The sequence below is a fragment of the Yinghuangia sp. ASG 101 genome, assembly GCF_021165735.1.
GTDB lineage: Bacteria > Actinomycetota > Actinomycetes > Streptomycetales > Streptomycetaceae > Yinghuangia.
Genome location: NZ_CP088911.1, coordinates 2,467,687 through 2,484,188 on the forward strand (window position 1 = coordinate 2,467,687; position 16,502 = coordinate 2,484,188).

General features: G+C 73.1%; 14 protein-coding genes. 8 read left to right on the plus strand and 6 right to left on the minus strand.

Features of this window, described 5'->3' with window-relative positions; translation table 11 throughout:
* Positions 1-108 precede the first annotated feature (108 nt).
* Positions 109-2,331, plus strand: coding sequence for a bifunctional serine/threonine-protein kinase/glutamate ABC transporter substrate-binding protein (locus LO772_RS10145; protein WP_231778066.1), 2,223 nt, complete (start codon positions 109-111; stop codon positions 2,329-2,331).
* Positions 2,332-2,386: 55 nt separating this feature from the next.
* Here LO772_RS10145 and LO772_RS10150 read toward each other — a convergent pair whose 3' ends face one another.
* Together LO772_RS10150 and LO772_RS10155 are read right to left on the minus strand one after the other, a co-directional pair.
* Positions 2,387-3,820 (minus strand): sensor histidine kinase, encoded by a 1,434-nt coding sequence (locus tag LO772_RS10150; protein ID WP_231778067.1) that lies wholly within the window; start codon positions 3,818-3,820, stop codon positions 2,387-2,389.
* A 27-nt stretch (positions 3,821-3,847) separates the two neighbouring features.
* Positions 3,848-4,570 (minus strand): response regulator transcription factor, encoded by a 723-nt coding sequence (locus LO772_RS10155; protein WP_231778068.1) that lies wholly within the window; start codon positions 4,568-4,570, stop codon positions 3,848-3,850.
* A 229-nt stretch (positions 4,571-4,799) separates the two neighbouring features.
* On the opposite strand from LO772_RS10155, the gene LO772_RS10160 reads away from it, so the two are divergent.
* The 7 genes from LO772_RS10160 (at position 4,800) to LO772_RS10190 (ending at position 12,248) form a co-directional block, all read left to right on the plus strand.
* Positions 4,800-5,552, plus strand: coding sequence for an amino acid ABC transporter ATP-binding protein (locus LO772_RS10160; RefSeq protein ID WP_443089448.1), 753 nt, complete (start codon positions 4,800-4,802; stop codon positions 5,550-5,552).
* Between the two features lie 131 nt (positions 5,553-5,683).
* A complete protein-coding gene (locus LO772_RS10165; protein WP_231778069.1) occupies positions 5,684-6,637 on the plus strand; it encodes a glutamate ABC transporter substrate-binding protein in 954 nt (317 codons plus the stop codon).
* 314 nt (positions 6,638-6,951) lie between these two features.
* Positions 6,952-7,596: an amino acid ABC transporter permease gene (locus tag LO772_RS10170; protein ID WP_231778070.1), complete on the plus strand. Its 645-nt coding sequence runs from the start codon at positions 6,952-6,954 to the stop codon at positions 7,594-7,596.
* Entirely contained in the window at positions 7,593-8,504 is a 912-nt protein-coding gene (locus LO772_RS10175) for an amino acid ABC transporter permease (protein WP_231778071.1), read from the plus strand. Before LO772_RS10170 ends, LO772_RS10175 begins: the two co-directional genes overlap by 4 nt.
* A gap of 219 nt (positions 8,505-8,723) precedes the next feature.
* Positions 8,724-9,644, plus strand: a complete 921-nt coding sequence (locus LO772_RS10180) for a glutamate ABC transporter substrate-binding protein (protein ID WP_231778072.1) — start codon at positions 8,724-8,726, stop codon at positions 9,642-9,644.
* A gap of 247 nt (positions 9,645-9,891) precedes the next feature.
* The gene (locus LO772_RS10185; protein WP_231778073.1) at positions 9,892-11,583 is read left to right on the plus strand and encodes an FAD-dependent monooxygenase; all 1,692 of its coding nucleotides are present in this window, start codon (positions 9,892-9,894) and stop codon (positions 11,581-11,583) included.
* 254 nt (positions 11,584-11,837) lie between these two features.
* On the plus strand, positions 11,838-12,248 hold the full coding sequence (locus tag LO772_RS10190) for a VOC family protein (RefSeq protein WP_231778074.1): 411 nt from the start codon (positions 11,838-11,840) through the stop codon (positions 12,246-12,248).
* A gap of 1 nt (position 12,249) precedes the next feature.
* On the opposite strand, the gene LO772_RS10195 is transcribed toward LO772_RS10190, so the two are convergent.
* The 4 genes from LO772_RS10195 to recA all read right to left on the minus strand — a co-directional run bounded on the left by LO772_RS10195 (position 12,250) and on the right by recA (position 16,372).
* Positions 12,250-12,939 carry a helix-turn-helix transcriptional regulator gene (locus LO772_RS10195; RefSeq protein WP_231778075.1) on the minus strand — a complete coding sequence of 230 codons (690 nt, stop codon included), beginning with the start codon at positions 12,937-12,939 and terminating at the stop codon, positions 12,250-12,252.
* A 7-nt stretch (positions 12,940-12,946) separates the two neighbouring features.
* Entirely contained in the window at positions 12,947-13,405 is a 459-nt protein-coding gene (locus tag LO772_RS10200) for a hypothetical protein (RefSeq protein WP_231778076.1), read from the minus strand.
* Positions 13,406-13,746: 341 nt separating this feature from the next.
* Positions 13,747-15,003 (minus strand): RecX family transcriptional regulator, encoded by a 1,257-nt coding sequence (locus tag LO772_RS36260; RefSeq protein WP_443089386.1) that lies wholly within the window; start codon positions 15,001-15,003, stop codon positions 13,747-13,749.
* A 157-nt stretch (positions 15,004-15,160) separates the two neighbouring features.
* The gene (recA, locus tag LO772_RS10210) at positions 15,161-16,372 is read right to left on the minus strand and encodes a recombinase RecA (protein WP_231778077.1); all 1,212 of its coding nucleotides are present in this window, start codon (positions 16,370-16,372) and stop codon (positions 15,161-15,163) included.
* Positions 16,373-16,502: the final 130 nt, after the last annotated feature.

The following is a 16,502-nucleotide window of genomic DNA, read 5'->3' on the forward strand; positions in this document are numbered from 1 at the left end:
GCCCGATGCAACATGCTGGGGGCTGACCGAGCGCATTTGGGTGGACCTCCTAAACTCTGACGCCCCCGTCAGCAGGACCTGGAGCACCTGGGAGGAGGGCGTACCGCGGTGTCCGAGGGCGACATAGGCCGTGTGCTGAACGAGCGGTACCGCCTGAGCCGGAGCCTGGGCCGGGGCGGCATGGGCGAGGTGTGGCTCGCCGTCGACACCGCGCTCGGGCGGGAGGTCGCCGTCAAGGAACTGCTGTTCCCGCCGTCGCTGGACGAAGGCGCCCGGCGCACGTGGTCGGAGCGCAGCAGGCGCGAGGCGAGCGCGGCGGCGCGGATCCGGCACGAGAACGTGGTGACGGTCCACGACGTCTTCGAGGAGGACGGGCGCCCGTGGATCGTCATGGAGCTGGTGGTCTCGCGGTCACTGGCCGAAGTCGTGCGCGGTGAGGGGCGGCTGGACTTCGCGGAGGCCGCGCGGATCGGGCTCGGCGTGCTGCGCGCCTTGCGGGCGGCGCACGCCAAGGGGGTGCTGCACCGGGACGTCAAGCCCGCGAACGTGCTGCTCGGGTTCGACGGGCGCGTGGTCCTGACCGATTTCGGCATCGCGACGTTCGCGGACGCCCCGCAGGTCACGCACGTCGGCGAACTGCTGGGCACGCCGGGCTACCTGGCCCCGGAACGGGCCGAGCGCTTCGCGGCCGGCGGGGCGGGCGGCGCGGCGGGGGCGGGGGCCGCGGCGCACGGCGGTGGATCCCCTGGCGGCACCACGGACGCCGGCCCGGCGACCGGCACGGACGCCGGGTCGCCCGGCACCCCGAGCGGAGGCACGGCCACCCGCCGGCCCCCGCGCGGCGCGGACGAGACGCTGGGGCGCAGCGGTGACACGGTCCTCGACCCCGCGTCCGACCTGTGGTCGCTCGGGGCCACGCTGTACGAGATGGTCGAAGGCCGTCCGCCGTTCAGCCGCTCCTCGCCGGTCGAGGTGGTCGACGCCGTCGTCAACCAGGCTCCCCCGCCGCCGCGCCACGCGGGGCCGCTGGAGCCGGTGGTCATGGGCCTGCTGCGCAAGGACCCCGCGGACCGGCTGGACGCCAAGGAGGCCGAGGAACTGCTCGTCCGCGTCGTCCAGGAGGCGCTGGCCCCGACATGGGGCGGCGAATTGCCGTCGCCGCGCCGGCCGCCCGACGCGGGCACGGGCTCCGCGACCGGGATCGTCGGCGGGCCGGGTGCCGGGGCGTACCGGGCGGGCCTGGGGACCGGGCACACGGTGACGCACCGCAGCGCCCCGCGCGCGGACGGCGTGGGCGACAGGCCGGCCGCCCCGGAGGCGGGCGGCGCGGAATCCGGCCGGTCCGGCCCCGGTGCGGAGGCGGGCCCGCGGCCGGGCGGCCCGTTCGACCCGGTGGATCCCACGTGGGCGGGCGACGCCCCGGACGACGAGCCCGCCCCGCGGGCGCGCCGGCGGCGCCTGCGCGTGCTGGTCCCGGCCGTGGTCGTGCTGGCGCTGATCGCGGCGTCGGTACCGGTGATCAAGGCGCTGCGGGGGTCCGACGCGAAAGCCGACCCGTTCGCGGCGCTGCGGGAGTCGTCGCCCGCGTATCAGGCGATGGTGCGGCGGGGCTACATGATCATCGGCGTCAAGCCGGACCAGCCGGGGCTCAGCCAGAAGGGGCCGGACGGGCAGTACTCCGGCTTCGACAGCGAGATCGCGCGCATGATCGCGGCGGATCTCGGCTTCGAGGGCCGCGTGCGGTTCGTGGACGTCGAGACGCAGGGCCGCGAGTACCGCGTGTCGAGCGGCCAGGTCGACGTCATGGTGGCGAGCTACACGATCAACGCCGAGCGCTCGGAGAAGGTGTCGTTCGCGGGGCCGTACTACGTCGCGGGGCAGGACTTCCTGGTCCGCCGCGACGACCGGGGCGCCGCGCGGCCCGAGGACCTGGCCGGCAGCCGGGTGTGCGTGGTCCGCGAGTCGACGTCGGCGGCGCGGATCCGGGAGAAGTTCCCGACCGTGCAGCTGGAGGAGCGCGGCAAATACTCCGAGTGCGTCGACGAGTTGCGCCGCAAGAACGTGCGCGGGGTGAGTACCGACGACACGATCCTCGCGGGTTTCGTCGCCCAGTTCCCCGACGAACTGCGCGTGCTGGGAAGCCCGTTCTCGGAGGAGCCGTACGGTGTCGGCCTCAGCCGCGGCGACACGGCCCTCGCGAACGCGGTGTGCACGGCGCTGAACCGGCATGTGGACAACGGCGATTGGCAGCGCGCGTACGACGCGACGCTGGGCCGGCTCAGCCTCCTGCCGCCGCGACCGCCGAAGTGCGTGCCGAACATGGGCGGTTGAGTCGGCGGCGGTCGCATCGGACGCGGTCGGGCGGACGCCGCCTCGGGCCCGGGCCTCACACCGCCCGGTCGACCGTCAGCGTGACGACCAGCCCTCCCCCGTCCCGGGCCGCGAAGTCGATGCTGCCGCCGGTGGCGCGCAGGAGGGTGCGGGCGATCGACAGCCCGAGGCCCGAGCCGTCCACGTTGGAGTGCCGCGAGCTGCGCCAGAAGCGGTCGCCGACGCGGCGCAGCTCGCCGGCCTCCAGGCCCGGGCCGCGGTCCGCGACGCGGATCTCCAGGCGTCCGCCGACGGTGGCGACGGCGACCGTGATCTCGGCGTCGTCGGGGCTGAACTTGAGCGCGTTGTCGATGACGGCGTCCAGGGCGCTGCCGAGCGCTATCGGGTCGACGTGTCCGGTGAGCGCGCGCGGGCCCTGCCGGTCGAAGCTCTGCCCGCGGACCAGGGCGACCGGGTTCCACGCGTCCAGGCGTTCGCCGACCAGCGCGGCGATGTCGAGGGTGACCAGGTCGGGGCCGGTGTTGGCGGCGTTCTCGGCGAGGGCGAGCGCGAGGAGTTCGTCGAGCACGTGGGTGAGGCGGCGTCCTTCGTCGCGCACGCCGTCCAGGGTGTCCTGGTGCTCGGGCGGCAACGACAGGCCCAGTTCCTCGATGCGCAGCAGGAGCGCCGACAGCGGGTTGCGCAGTTGGTGCGACGCGTCGGCCGCGAAGGCGCGCTGCTGCTCGACGACGGTCTCCACGTTGTCCGCCATCTCGTTGAACGCCTTGGCCAGGCGCCGGAGTTCGGGCGGCCCCTGAGCGGCGGCGACGCGCGCGCCGAGCTTGCCGGTGGCGATCTCGTGGGTCGCCTTGTCGAGCACCCGGACCGGACGCAGGATCGTCCCGGTCAGGCGCCCGGCGGCGAGCAGCGCGACGACCAGGGCGACGGCCTCGCCGGCCGCGAGGAACAGCCACGCGTCGCGACCCCGGGCGCGCATCTTGTCGGTGGGCGAGTCGGTGAGGGCGACCGCGACGACGTCCCCCCGGTGCACGACCGGCATCGCGACGACGATCCGGCGGTGCTGCCAGGGCCAGATCTGCGGCGGGTCGTCGCTGCGCCGCCCGGCGCGGGCGTCGAGGAACGCCTCGCGGGCCTGGCCGGACTCGGGGAGGGTGTAGGCGCGGTCGGAGGCGACGACGGGCCTGCCGTTGCGGTCGAGGATCGCGGCGGTGATGCCGTAGACCCGCTCGTACTGTTCGAGTTGGGCGCGGATCTGCTGCTTCTCGCCGTCCTCCTCGTCGCCGCCCGCGGCCGGTGCGGAGGCGGTGACGGATTCGTCGTCGCGGATGGCCGTCTGGTACGCGGCGGCGAAACCGGCGGCGTCGTCGACCCGGTCGCGCACGACGTCCTGCTGGTAGCCCGCGGCGCGGGAGACGGCCAGGGGTACGCCGAGCGCCAGCAGCACCGCGGCCATGAGGGCCAGCAGCAGGGCGAGGAGTCGGGTGCGCACGGGCGGTGCTCGCTGTCGTCGCGCCGGTCAGGCGTCGGGGACCATGCGGTATCCCACGCCGCGGACGGTTTCCACGATGCGCGGCTTGCCGAGCCTGCCGAGCTTGGCGCGCAGCGACGCGACGTGCACTTCGAGGGTGCGCCCGCTGCCGGCCCAGCTGGTACGCCAGACCTCGCTCATGATCTGCTCGCGCCGGAAGACCACCCCGGGCCGCCCGGCAAGCAGCGCGAGGAGGTCGAACTCCTTGCGGGTGAGGGTGACTTCGACGTCGTCGACGGTGACGCGGCGGGCCGCGGCGTCCACCACGAGGGCGCCGGGGGGACGCGGGTGGCCGACGGCGGGGTCCGGGGTCTCGGCGGGCCGCGCGGCGGAGGCGGCCTCGGGGCGGGGCTCGTGCCGGGACCGGCGGCTCACCGCGTGGATGCGGGCCAGCAGCTCGGCGATGTCGTAGGGCTTGGTGACGTAGTCGTCGGCGCCCAGGTTGAGGCCGTGGACGCGCGAGCGTATGTCGGCGCGCGCGGTGACCATGATGACGGGCACGTCGCTGAAGCGGCGTATCCGCGCGCAGACCTCGAAGCCGTCGTGGTCCGGCAGGTTGAGGTCGAGCAGGATCACGTCGACGTCGCCGGAGAGCGCGTCCAGTGCCTCCTCGCCCGTGCAGGCGTGGCGTACGTCGATGCCGTGGCGTCCCAGGACGGCGCGCAGCGGCGCGGCGATGCGCAAGTCGTCCTCGACCATCAGCAGCCGCATGGCGTGGGCCTCCTCTCCGGGTCGGCGGGAAGCGTCATCTAAGCAGACTTACCGTGATCTGCCGAGAGCCGAGGACGGACAACGCTCCGTTATGCGCTCTTGACCTCAGGTGAAGCTCAAATCCGGTACGGGCCCGCGGCCGATCCCGCTTTCATGTGCGCACCACACGATCCGGAGGAACCCGGAGGAAGAGGCCACCGTGACCGAAGCCCTGGACAAGCGGCCTTCCTTGGAGAAGCAGCCCGCCGCACCGCTCGTGGTCCTGTCGCAGGTCGACAAGTACTTCGACAAGCTGCACGTCCTCAAGGCCGTCGACCTGACGATCCACGAGGGCGAGGTCGTCGTCGTGATCGGCCCGTCGGGCTCCGGGAAATCGACGCTGTGCCGCACCATCAACCGCCTGGAACCGATCGACTCCGGCTCGATCACGATCGACGGCGAGCCGCTGCCGCAGGAGGGCAAGGCGCTGGCCCGGCTGCGTTCGGACGTCGGGATGGTGTTCCAGTCGTTCAACCTGTTCGCCCACAAGACGGTGCTGCAGAACGTCACACTCGGCCCGATCAAGGTGCGCAAGGAGTCGCGCGAGGCCGCGGAGCGGCGTGCCCGGGAACTCCTCGACCGGGTGGGCGTCGCGAATCAGGCGGACAAGTACCCCGCCCAGCTGTCGGGCGGCCAGCAGCAGCGTGTCGCGATCGCCCGGGCGCTGGCGATGCAGCCCAAGGTGATGCTGTTCGACGAGCCGACCTCCGCGCTCGACCCCGAGATGGTCAACGAGGTCCTGGAGACCATGCGGGGCCTCGCGGCGGACGGCATGACGATGGTCGTCGTGACCCACGAGATGGGCTTCGCGCGCTCGGCGGCGAACCGCGTGATCTTCATGGCGGACGGCCGCATCGTCGAGGAGAACACCCCGGACGAGTTCTTCGACAACCCGTCCAGTGAACGCGCCCGCGACTTCCTGTCGAAGATCCTGCACCACTGATCCCCCGGGACGCCCGCGCGCGACGCCGGCCCCCTCCCGACCGGCGGCCCGGCACCTGCCCGCCGGGCCGACTGCCCCGCCCGCCCATCCGCCCGCCAGCCATCCCGGAAGACCCCAGAGGAGTCAAGGCCGTGAATCTTCGCAAATCCATAGCCATCGCCGGTATCTCCGCCCTGGCCCTGCTCGGCACGGCCTGCGGCAAGGACGGCACGCCCAGCTCGGACAACAACAACGGCGGCGCCTCCGGCGGCGGCGCGCCCGGCGGGTCGAACACCGCGTCCGCCAAGCCGCAGCTCCCGACGTACACCGTCAAGGAGGGCGTCGACCTGTCGGCGTCGAAGACCTGGAAGACGGCCAAGGACCGCGGGCACCTGGTCGTGGGCGTCAAGGACGACCAGCCGTTCCTCGGCTACCAGGACCCGGCCACCAAGGAGCGCAGCGGCTTCGACGTCGAGATCGCCCGCATGGTCTCCGCCGAACTCGGCCTGGACCCGAAGAAGATCGAGTTCAAGACCATCGCGTCGGTCAACCGCGAGACGGCCATCCAGCGCGGCGACGTCGACTACTACGTCGGCACGTACAGCATCACCGACAAGCGCAAGGAGCAGATCGGCTTCGCCGGGCCGTACTACATCTCCGGCCAGAGCCTGCTCGTGCAGAAGAACAACACGTCCATCAACAGCAAGGACGACCTCAAGGGCAAGAAGGTCTGCTCGGCCAAGGGCTCGACGCCGATCCAGAAGATCAAGAACGAGTTCCCCGAGACCACGCCGGTCGAGTACGACACCTACTCGCTGTGCCTCGACAACCTCCTCAGCGGCCAGGTCGACGCGGTCACCACGGACGAGGCGATCCTCAAGGGCTACGCGGCCAAGGACCCCGACAAGCTGAAGGTCGTCGGGGCGAACTTCTCCGAGGAGAAGTACGGCATCGGCCTGCCGAAGGACGACGCGGCGCTGCGCGCGGCGGTCAACGACGCCCTGGACGCCAAGGGCGCCGACGGCACCTGGCTGGCGATCTACGACGCGACGCTGGGCCTGTCCGGCTCCCCCGCCCCGGCGGTCCCCGCGGTCGAACGCTACTGACGCACCGTCACCGTGCGGTCGGCCCGGCGGAGTTCCACCCGCCGGGCCGACCGCCCCGGCACCTCGAAACCACGTCCGATCCAGACTGCGGGGATCACCGTGAACACATGCCCAGCGGACGTCGGTGGTCCGCAATCGAACACAGCGGACGTCGGTGGTCCGCAAACCAGCACAGCGGACGTCGGTGGTCCGCAGACAAACACAGCGGACGTCGGTGGTCCGCAGACAAACACAGCGGACGTCGGTGGTCCGCGCCCGATACCTGACTCCGCCCCGTCGGCGGGCCCGCGCGAGGGCCGGAAAGCGGGTGAGCGATGAACGTTCTGACCGACAACTGGGACCTGATCAGCGACGGCTTCATCGTGACGCTGGAACTCACGTTGTGGTGCGGCCTCGTCGCCCTGGTCCTCGGCACCCTGCTCGCGGCGTGCCGGGTGTCGCCCGTGCCGCCGCTGCGCTGGTTCGGCACCGCGTACGTCAACATCATCCGCAACACGCCCCTGACGCTGCTGCTGTTCTTCGTCATGCTCGGCTTCCCGAAGCTCGAGATCCAGATGTCGTACTTCAAGTTCGCCGTGCTCGCGGTCGGCTGCTACACCGCCGCGTTCATCTGCGAGGCCGTGCGGTCGGGCATCAACACCGTGCCGATCGGCCAGGCGGAGGCGGCGCGCAGCCTGGGCATGACGTTCGGCCAGACCCTCGGCCACGTGGTCATGCCGCAGGCGCTGCGCGCGGTGGTGCCGCCGATCGGGTCGCTGCTGATCGCGATGGTCCGCAACTCGGCGATCGCCGGCGCCTTCAACGTCATCGACCTGTACGGCACGAGCGCCCAGATGGTCGAGAACGGCGACAAGGTGCTGTGGGTGTTCCTGTGGATCGCCCTGGGCTACCTCATCATCACGCTCAGCCTGAGCGCGCTGTTCGCGGCGCTGGAGAAGAAGCTGGCGGTGGCCCGATGAGCGGCAAAGCCACGGTCCTGTTCGACGCGCCGGGCCCCAAGGCCAAGCGCCGCAACACCGTCATCGGCGTGGTCGGGGTCGTACTGCTGGCCCTGGCGGCGTTCTGGATCTACCACAAGTTCGACGAAACCGGGCAGTTCTCCCGGCAGAAGTGGGACCCGTTCCAGTACTCGGGCATCCAGCAACTGATCTTCGACGGCCTCAAGGCGACACTCAAGGCGTTCGCGCTCGCGGTGGTCTTCTCGCTGATCCTCGGCGCGCTGCTGGCCGCCGGCCGACTGTCGGACCACCGGCCGATCCGGTGGGCGGCGACCGCGTTCGTGACGTTCTTCCGCGCGATGCCGCTGCTGATCATGATCTATTTCCTGTACAAAGCGCCGCCGATGCTCAGCCACTGGCCGGGATTCCTCGACTTCATCAACGACGACCCGATGTGGCCGCTGGTGATCGGCCTGACGCTCTACAACGGCACCGTGCAGGCCGAGACGATGCGCGCCGGCATCCTGGCGCTGCCGCGCGGGCAGAGCGAGGCCGCGTACGCGATCGGCATGCGCAAGAGCCAGGTGATGGCGTCGATCCTCGTCCCGCAGGGCATCCGGGCGATGCTGCCGTCGATCATCAGCCAGATGGTCGTGACGCTGAAGGACACGTCGCTGGGATTCGTCATCACCTACCCCGAACTCCTGCACACCGCAAAGCAGATCGGCTCCGTCCAGGACTACGACCTCCCGCTGATCCCCGCGGCGATCGTGGTCGGCACGATCTACATCGTCATCTGCATGCTGCTCTCCGCGTCGGCCGTCTGGCTGGAGCGCTTCCTCAGCCGCGGACGCCAGGGCCGCCCGCCGAAGATCCAGCCGCCGACCGCCGAAGCCGTCGCGCAGCCGGGCGTCGCCTCCGGCGTCTGATCCGCGCCGGGACCGTGGAATCCCACATTCGCGGGGGATTCCGCCGTCCCGGCGCCCACCTCCTCGGACGCCCCGCGATGCCCCCCCGTCGCGGGGCGTCCGACCGTGATGCCCGCACATGCCCGATGATGGGCACCACTGTCGGCACGGGGGACGCCACGGCAGGCACGGCATCGCGGCACACGCCCCCGGCCCCGGCCATCCAGGGGGACCCCATCCATGAGCGTGCGCACCACCGCGGCGGCCGTCGGGGCCGTCGTCCTCGTGCTGCTCGCCACCGCGTGCGGCGGCAGCGGCACGGGCAGCGCGGCGAAGACGACGAACCGGCCGATCCCGGCGACCACGCCGCCGCTGCCGACCTATCAGACCCGTACCGGCGTCGACATCGCCTCACCGACCCTGGCCAAGGCCACGGCGCGCGGCCACCTGGTCGTCGGCGCGAAGGACGACCAGCCCGGCCTCGGCTACCTGGACCCCGCGACCCTGCGCCGGTCCGGATTCGACATCGAGATCGCGCGCATGGTCTCCGCCGCACTCGGCCTGGACCCCGCGACCATCGAATTCAAGACAATCGCCTCCGTCAACCGTGAGACGGCACTGCGCGACGGCGACGTGGACCTGTACGTCGGCACCTACAGCATCACCGACGAGCGCAAGGAGTCCGTGGGCTTCGCCGGGCCCTACTACATCTCCGGCCAAAGCCTCCTCGTCCGCGCCGACGAAACCGCGATCACCGGCATGGACACCCTGCACGGCCGCCGCGTCTGCTCCGCGAAGGGCTCGACGGCCTTCCACCGCCTGCAAGTCGACTTCCCCGAGGCGCAGGCGGTCTTCGACGACGGCTACGGCCAGTGCGTCGAACGGCTCCTCGACGGCGGCGTCGACGCGGTGTCCACCGACGACGCCATCCTCAAGGGGTACGCGGCCCGCGAACCCGGCAGCCTCAAAGTCGTCGGCGAGCCGTTCACCACCGAGAAGTACGGCATCGGCCTCCCACGGGCCGACACCGTGCTCCGCGAGGCCGTGAACGCCGCCCTGGAGGCGAACACGCGCGACGGCACCTGGAAGGCGGCGTACGACGCGACCCTCGGCATGTCCGGCGTCCCGGCCCCGCCCGTTCCCCCGATCGAGCGCTATTGACGCGACCGCCCACGGCGCGCACGCGGCCCGCACCCCGGCACGCGACCGCGACCGATGCCCCCGCGCCGCGAGGCGTTGTCACGCTGGGCCCGCGCGGTACCGGATGATTGCCTTTGTGCCGTGTCAGGGGACCTTCACCCGATAACCCGCGCGCAACGCGCCCCGGCCGCGCAGGCCGGGCGCCCGCGCACCGGGCGGCGGTCCCCGCGACACGACGTCAGGACTCGATTCCTCCGGGAGGCACCGCATGCCAGGCACGGCCGAATCCCACCCCCACCGGGACTCGGTGATCGTCGTCGGGGCCGGACCAGCCGGTCTGGCCTCCGTGCTGGCGCTCGCGCGCCAGGGCATCCGCACGGTGCTGATCGACGCCGGGGACGGCACCGCGCGCGAAGGCTCGCGGTCGTGCGCGCTCGACGCCGTCACGTACGCCTTCGCCACCGAACTGGTCGGCGGGCGCCTCGCGGGAGCCGGCCAGCCGTGGGGGCCGCTGCGCATCCGGCGGCGATCCACGACCGTGCCACCGGTACGCGGCTCGGACGGCTCCGCCGCCCCCGCCCCGGAGCGCTTCGGCCTCTCCCAGCAGCGCCTGGAACAGGCCCTGCTGGACACCGTCCGCGAAACCGCGCTGGTCACCGTCCTGTGGCGGCACCGCGTCGAGGGCATCGACCAGCACAAGGACGCGGTCACCGTCGTCGCCCGCGGCCCGCGCGGCGTCATACAGCAGCAAGGCGCGTGGCTGGTCGCCGCCGACGGCGCGCACTCGGCCGTCCGCCGCGCTTTGGGCGTGCGCTTCCCCGGCCGCCCGCGCGTCGACCGGCTGCTGTGCGCCGATGTCAAGGTCGCCCTGCCGCGCCCGCCGTGGGACGAATCGCCCGTCGAGCCCTGGCTGTTCGTCGACCCGCCGTTTCAGCGCGACGGAACCGTGCTGGCCCAGCCGCTGCCCTCGGACGTGTGGCGGCTCACGTGGCAGCTCCCGCTCGTCCACGGCATCGCCAAGGCCGCGGACGCCACCGCCCTCATCCCCGTCCAGGGCGACCCCGGCGACCCGCGGCGCACCGCCAACCGCGTCCGCGCGGTCCTGCGCACCCTGGAGGGCCTGCACCCCGACGGCGACACCGACGCCGCGCCCGTCCACGACCTCCTGTGGCAAGGCGAGTTCGAGGTCCACCAGCGCCTCGCCCGCCGCTTCCGCATCGGACGCGTGCTGCTCGCGGGCGACGCCGCGCACCTCGTCCACCCCACCGTCGCCGACGGCGTCGACCTCGGCCTCCAGGACGCCCGCAACCTCGCCTGGAAACTCGCCCTCGTGATGCGCCGCCGCGCGCCCGAACGCCTCATCGAGACGTACCACGGCGAACGCCGCAGTGCCGCGCGGCGCAGACTCGCGTACGGCGAGGACGCCCTGCACTTCTTCAGCCCGCGCGGCGCCGCGCAGAAAGTCGGGCGCCGCCTGACGCTGATGGGCGCGCGCGGCAAGGGCACGACGCTGCGACGCCTCGACCCGCGTGCGCTCTTCGCGGACGCCTATCCCGAATACGCCGGTTCACCGCTGCTCACCCCCGGCCCCGGCGTCGGCGCGCCCGTCGAGGACATCCCGGTCGTGCGCGCCGACGGCCAACGCGCCCAACTGTCCGTGTGCCTGGACGCGGGCCTCGTCTTCGTCCTCGTCGCCCCCGGGATAGAGGTCTGGGAGGGACGGCGCTGGCGCGACGCCGGCCTGATGCCGCTGCTGCGCGCGAGACTCGGCGAACTCCCGCTGGAGTCCGAGCTGGTGGTCACCCCCGAGTATCCCGGCGCGACCGCGCACACGCTGCTCGTGGTCCGCCCGGACGGCTACCTGACGGCGTGGCTCCCCCCGGGCGGCGAACTGCTCGCGGCGGCACTGCGCGCGGTGGGCCGGCGCCCCGACGCGGTCGTCGCGGCCGTGCCGGAATGACGTCGCGCGGCGCGCGGCGGCCGGTGCCCCGCGCGCACGAACGTTCCGGGACACAGCACCGGAACGCGCCGCGCGACGCCGCGCGAGCCTTCGCCCGACCCGGCCCACCGCACCCGACCGCCCGCGCGGCCCTCGCGGACGCGACCGCGCCGATGCGCCGCGACACAACGGCGACCCGCCGCCGCGTCCGCACGCGAATCCGTCGCGTCCGAATCGTTCAAGACCGCCCGATCACCGCCGCCTACCGTGAGGGCATGAGCACCCCGAACCCCACACCCGTCTTCACCTTCATCGGCTGCGTGGTCGACGACATGGCCGCCACCCTGGCCTTCTACCGGCGCCTCGGACTCGACATCCCCGCCGACGCCGACACGCAGCCGCACGTCGAGGCCGCGCTCCCCGGCGGGCTGCTGCTGGTCTGGGACACCGCCGCGAACGTCCGGTCGTTCGCGCCGGATTGGGAGGCGCCGCGGGGCGGCCGGATCGGGCTCGCGTTCACATGCGCCGACCCCGCGGCGGTCGACCGGACCCACGACGCGCTCGTCGCCGCGGGATACACCAGCCACCTCGCGCCGTTCGACGCGTTCTGGGGGCAGCGCTACGCGACCGTCCTCGACCCGGACGGCAACGGCGTCGACCTGCTCGCCGCCCTGCCCGGCGCGTAGCTCACCCGCGCACCAACGCGGTCAGCGGTACGCCGGCCAGCGACCGCACCTCCCGCGCGAGGTGCGCCTGGTCCGCGTACCCCGCACGCACCGCGACATCGGCGAACGGCTCGCCGCCACGCGCCAGTTCGAGTGCCCGGCCGAGGCGCAGCACGCGGCCGAGCGTCTTCGGGCCGTACCCGAACGCCGCGACGCTCCGCCGGTGCAGCTGCCGTCCGCTGAGACCGACACGATCGGCGAGACCCGCGACCCGCTCGCCGCGCGCCAGCCCGGCGGCGACCGCCCGGGCGACGGGATCGGGCGCGGTCTCGCGCAGCCGCAGCGCCGCGATGTGCTCCAACACGCGCCCCGGTGCCTCGGCCTCGGCCACGCGCCCGGTCCACACGCGCACCTCACGGGCGTCCCACACGTCGGCCAACGGCACTCTCCGGTCACGCAGTTCGACCGCCGGCAGGCCGAGGACCGCGGGGCCGAGACCGGGCGGGAAGCGGATCCCGGTGAACGCCCCCGGCGCGCGGGCGACGTGCGCGACGGTGTCCGGCCCCGCGACGACCAGCGCGCCGTGCATCCAGATCAGATCCATGCACCCGTCCGGCAGGACCCGCGTGTCCGCCGTCTCGGCCCCTTCGGCCGACCGGTGCCAGACGACGGCCCCGCCGACCGTCGACGCCCGCTCCCGGTATGTGCCCATCGTGCTCTCAGCCCTCTTTGCGGCACTCCCCGTCGGACTGGGCGATGTCGTAGAGCCCCACGCCCTGGCCCGCGGCGGCGCCGGACTCGGTGAACGTAAGGCAGACGGCGTTCCCGCCGCCCTTGCCCGTGACGGTGAAGTAGTACGTCATCAGTGTGCGGGGCCCGTCTCCCGTGGTCTCCTCGCGGGTCGCGACGTCGGTCGTCGCGACCTTGGGCGTACGCGTGTCGTGGCGACCCGCCGCGAGGTCGAGCGCGACCTCGAGTTCGTGGCGGGCCGCGTTCGGCGACTGGTCGCGGTAGGAGGCCTGGCCGAGATCGTCGACGGCCTCGCGCGTGAGCCCGCGGACCTCGCCGCGGCTCTGGTCGTCATCGTCCGAGAGATACCACCCGAGTGCGGACCCACCGACGATGACCGCCGAGACGCCGACACTGATCAGAACGGTCTTACGGGTCAGGGCATCCATACGTCTCCACGGCTCGGCGGCGGTGCTGCGGACGCACGCGAACGGTCGGCGGCGGAGCGCCTCCGGGTCGCTCGGCGCACGTGTCGAATCGCCCTACACAATGGCGAAACGCCGCACCACCCTAGGGCCGACGGGGTGACGCACCCTCGCGAACCGACTGTTCGAAACCTCACACACCGCGGCCTCGACGCCGGCCCGGCCGTGGCCTCGCGGAAGCCCGTGCGCCGCCGTCGAGCGATCGGAACTCCGGTTCGGCGCGGGGTCGTCGGCGGGGGTGACGGCGGACGGCCGACCCACGGCGGGCCGGGCCTCGCGGAAGCCCGTATGCCGCTGTCCGGCGATCAGAACTCCGGTTCGGGCGGGGGTTCGTCGTCGTCCCAGGCGCTGTCGGCGTCGTCGGCGTCCAGTGCCTCGCGGACGACGCGGAGGGCGAGGCCTTCGCCGTAGCCCTTGCGGGCGAGCATGCCCGCGAGGCGGCGCATGCGGACGTGTCGGTCGAGGCGCCGCATGCCGGGGAGTTTGCGGGCGACCAGGGCCCGGGCGGTCTCCCACTCCTGTTCGGGGTCGAGGCGTTCGACGGCTTCGTCGACGAGATCGGGGTCGACACCGCGCTGCCGCAGTTCGCGGGCGAGTGCCCTGCGGGCCAGGCCGCGCCCCGCGTGCCGGGTGTCGACCCAGGCGGCGGCGAAGGCCGCGTCGTCGATGAGCTTGACCTCGGTGAACCGGCCGAGAACGTGCTCGGCGACGTCGTCGGGAACACCCCGGCGTCGCAGCGCGTCGGCCAACTGCGCGCGGGTGCGCGGCTGGCCGGTCAGTTGCCGCAGGCAGATCGCGCGGGCGGCGGCCTCCGGGTCGGCGTCCGGGTCGATCTGTGCGGGGCCGGTGCGTTGTGCGCGGCGGCGACCGGCGCTCCCCGGCTCCGCGGCCTGCCCGCCGCCGTCGCGGCGCCCGCCCCGTGGGCGGCCGGGTTCGCCGTGGCCGTCCTCGTCGTCCGCGTCCGGGGCGTCGAATCCGCTGGCCTCCGCGAACCCCGCGCGGGTTCCCTCGCCCCGGCGCCCGCCGCCGACCGAGCGCCTGCCGCGCCGACGCCGCCCCGGAAAGCCCTCGGCCTCGTCGTGGCCGCCCGGGTCGTACGCCGGGTCGTCGTCCGAGCCGTCGCCTCCGGCCCAGGCCGCGAGGGAGTCGTCCGCGTGACCGGGACCGCCCGCCCTGGAGGCCGCTCCCCCGTCGCCGTCGTACCCGTCCGTCGGCCCGCGACGGACGGAGGCCCGTCGACGGCCGCGCGCCGTGCCACCCGTGGCGTCGTCGGCACGCGGCTCGCGGTCGGGTGCCGTGGCCGTCGCGTCGAGGCGATCCGTCCGGCTTCCGGCCCCGCGCCCTGCGCGCGTGGGGCGAGCGCGGGCGCGCGTCCATTCCTCGACGGCGGCCGAGGCCCCCTGGCCGCCGGCCAGAGCGCGTCCGAGCAGGGCCCGGGCGCGGGCCTGTTCCTCGGGGCTGACCTCACCGGCCCACGTGTCGTTCCATTCCACCGTGTCGCCGGGAGGGGCGGCTCCGTCGGCGTCGGCCGCCTCGCCGTGCTCCCCGCCACGCCCTCGCACTCGTCTCCTCGCCCGCCTCGCCGCTGCGGCCCGGCCCCCGTGACCGGGCCGTCGCCCGTCTCCGGCCCGCGCTGGGCCGGGATGACCTCGGACTCGGGCCGCCGCCCCGGGCATCGGGGCGTGCCGTCGTCCGTGTGTGATGCCTCGGATATGCGTTCTAGGCCTTCGCCGCTCGTGCGGCCGGCTCCGCGGGGGCCGCCGGGGCCGCCTTCGCCGCGGATGCCGCAGCAGTCGCCGCGGGCGCCGCGGCCTTCGCGGCTGCCGCGGCGGGAGCGGTCTTCGCGGCCGATGCCGACGCGGAAGACTTCGCCGACGGCGTGCGGGCGGGCGTCTCCGCGGGAGTCGGCTCGGCGTCGGTGTGCGTGTCGGCCTGCGGGCCCACGCCCAGCTTCGCCTTGATCTTCTTCTCGATCTCGTCGGCGAGGTCGGGGTTGTCCCGCAGGAAGTTGCGGACGTTCTCCTTGCCCTGGCCGAGTTGGTCGCCCTCGTACGTGTACCAGGCGCCGGACTTGCGGACGAAGCCGTGCTCGACGCCCATGTCGATGAGCCCGCCCTCGCGGCTGATGCCCACGCCGTACAGGATGTCGAACTCGGCCTGCTTGAACGGCGCGGCCATCTTGTTCTTCACGACCTTGACGCGCGTGCGGTTGCCGACCGCCTCGGTGCCGTCCTTGAGCGTCTCGATCCGGCGGATGTCGAGCCGCACCGACGAGTAGAACTTCAGCGCCCGGCCACCGGTCGTGGTCTCGGGAGACCCGAACATGACGCCGATCTTCTCGCGCAGCTGGTTGATGAAGATCGCGGTGGTCTTGGTCTGGTTGAGCGCACCGGCGACCTTGCGCAGCGCCTGGCTCATCAGGCGGGCCTGGAGACCGACGTGGGAGTCGCCCATCTCGCCCTCGATCTCGGCGCGGGGCACCAGGGCCGCGACCGAGTCGACCACGATGATGTCGAGCGCGCCGGAGCGGATCAGCATGTCCGCGATCTCCAGGGCCTGCTCACCGGTGTCCGGCTGCGAGACCAGCAGCGCGTCGGTGTCGACGCCGAGCTTCTTGGCGTACTCCGGGTCGAGCGCGTGCTCGGCGTCGACGATCGCGGCGACGCCGCCCGCGCGCTGCGCACTGGCGATCGCGTGCAGGGCGATCGTCGTCTTGCCGGACGACTCCGGGCCGTACACCTCGACGATGCGGCCACGCGGGTACCCGCCGATGCCGAGCGCGACGTCGAGAGCGATCGCCCCGGTGGGAATGATCTCGACCGGGGCACGCGTGTCGTCGCCGAGACGCATGACGGAGCCTTTGCCGAACTGCCGCTCGATCTGCGCGAGAGCTGCGTCGAGAGCCTTCTCGCGGTCCTGTCCTGGTGCCATCGCTGATGCCGCCCTGTCGGGTCGTGGTGTGCGCTTCATTGCCCAGACGCTAACCCGTCCCACCGACATCGCGGGACGCGGTCGCACACACCTGTGGATAAGTCCCGCGCTCAGCCTATGCGAACTTTTG

What these genes read in the sequence shown, in the direction of transcription:
- LO772_RS10175 (WP_231778071.1), top strand. Translation starts at nt 7,593, where the DNA reads ATGAGCGGCAAAGCCACGGTCCTGTTCGACGCGCCGGGCCCCAAGGCC.
- LO772_RS10200 (WP_231778076.1), bottom strand. Translation starts at nt 13,405, where the DNA reads ATGGATGCCCTGACCCGTAAGACCGTTCTGATCAGTGTCGGCGTCTCG.
- LO772_RS10155 (WP_231778068.1), bottom strand. Translation starts at nt 4,570, where the DNA reads ATGCGGCTGCTGATGGTCGAGGACGACTTGCGCATCGCCGCGCCGCTG.
- LO772_RS10185 (WP_231778073.1), top strand. Translation starts at nt 9,892, where the DNA reads ATGCCAGGCACGGCCGAATCCCACCCCCACCGGGACTCGGTGATCGTC.
- LO772_RS10190 (WP_231778074.1), top strand. Translation starts at nt 11,838, where the DNA reads ATGAGCACCCCGAACCCCACACCCGTCTTCACCTTCATCGGCTGCGTG.
- recA (WP_231778077.1), bottom strand. Translation starts at nt 16,372, where the DNA reads ATGGCACCAGGACAGGACCGCGAGAAGGCTCTCGACGCAGCTCTCGCG.
- LO772_RS10170 (WP_231778070.1), top strand. Translation starts at nt 6,952, where the DNA reads ATGAACGTTCTGACCGACAACTGGGACCTGATCAGCGACGGCTTCATC.
- LO772_RS10195 (WP_231778075.1), bottom strand. Translation starts at nt 12,939, where the DNA reads ATGGGCACATACCGGGAGCGGGCGTCGACGGTCGGCGGGGCCGTCGTC.
- LO772_RS10180 (WP_231778072.1), top strand. Translation starts at nt 8,724, where the DNA reads ATGAGCGTGCGCACCACCGCGGCGGCCGTCGGGGCCGTCGTCCTCGTG.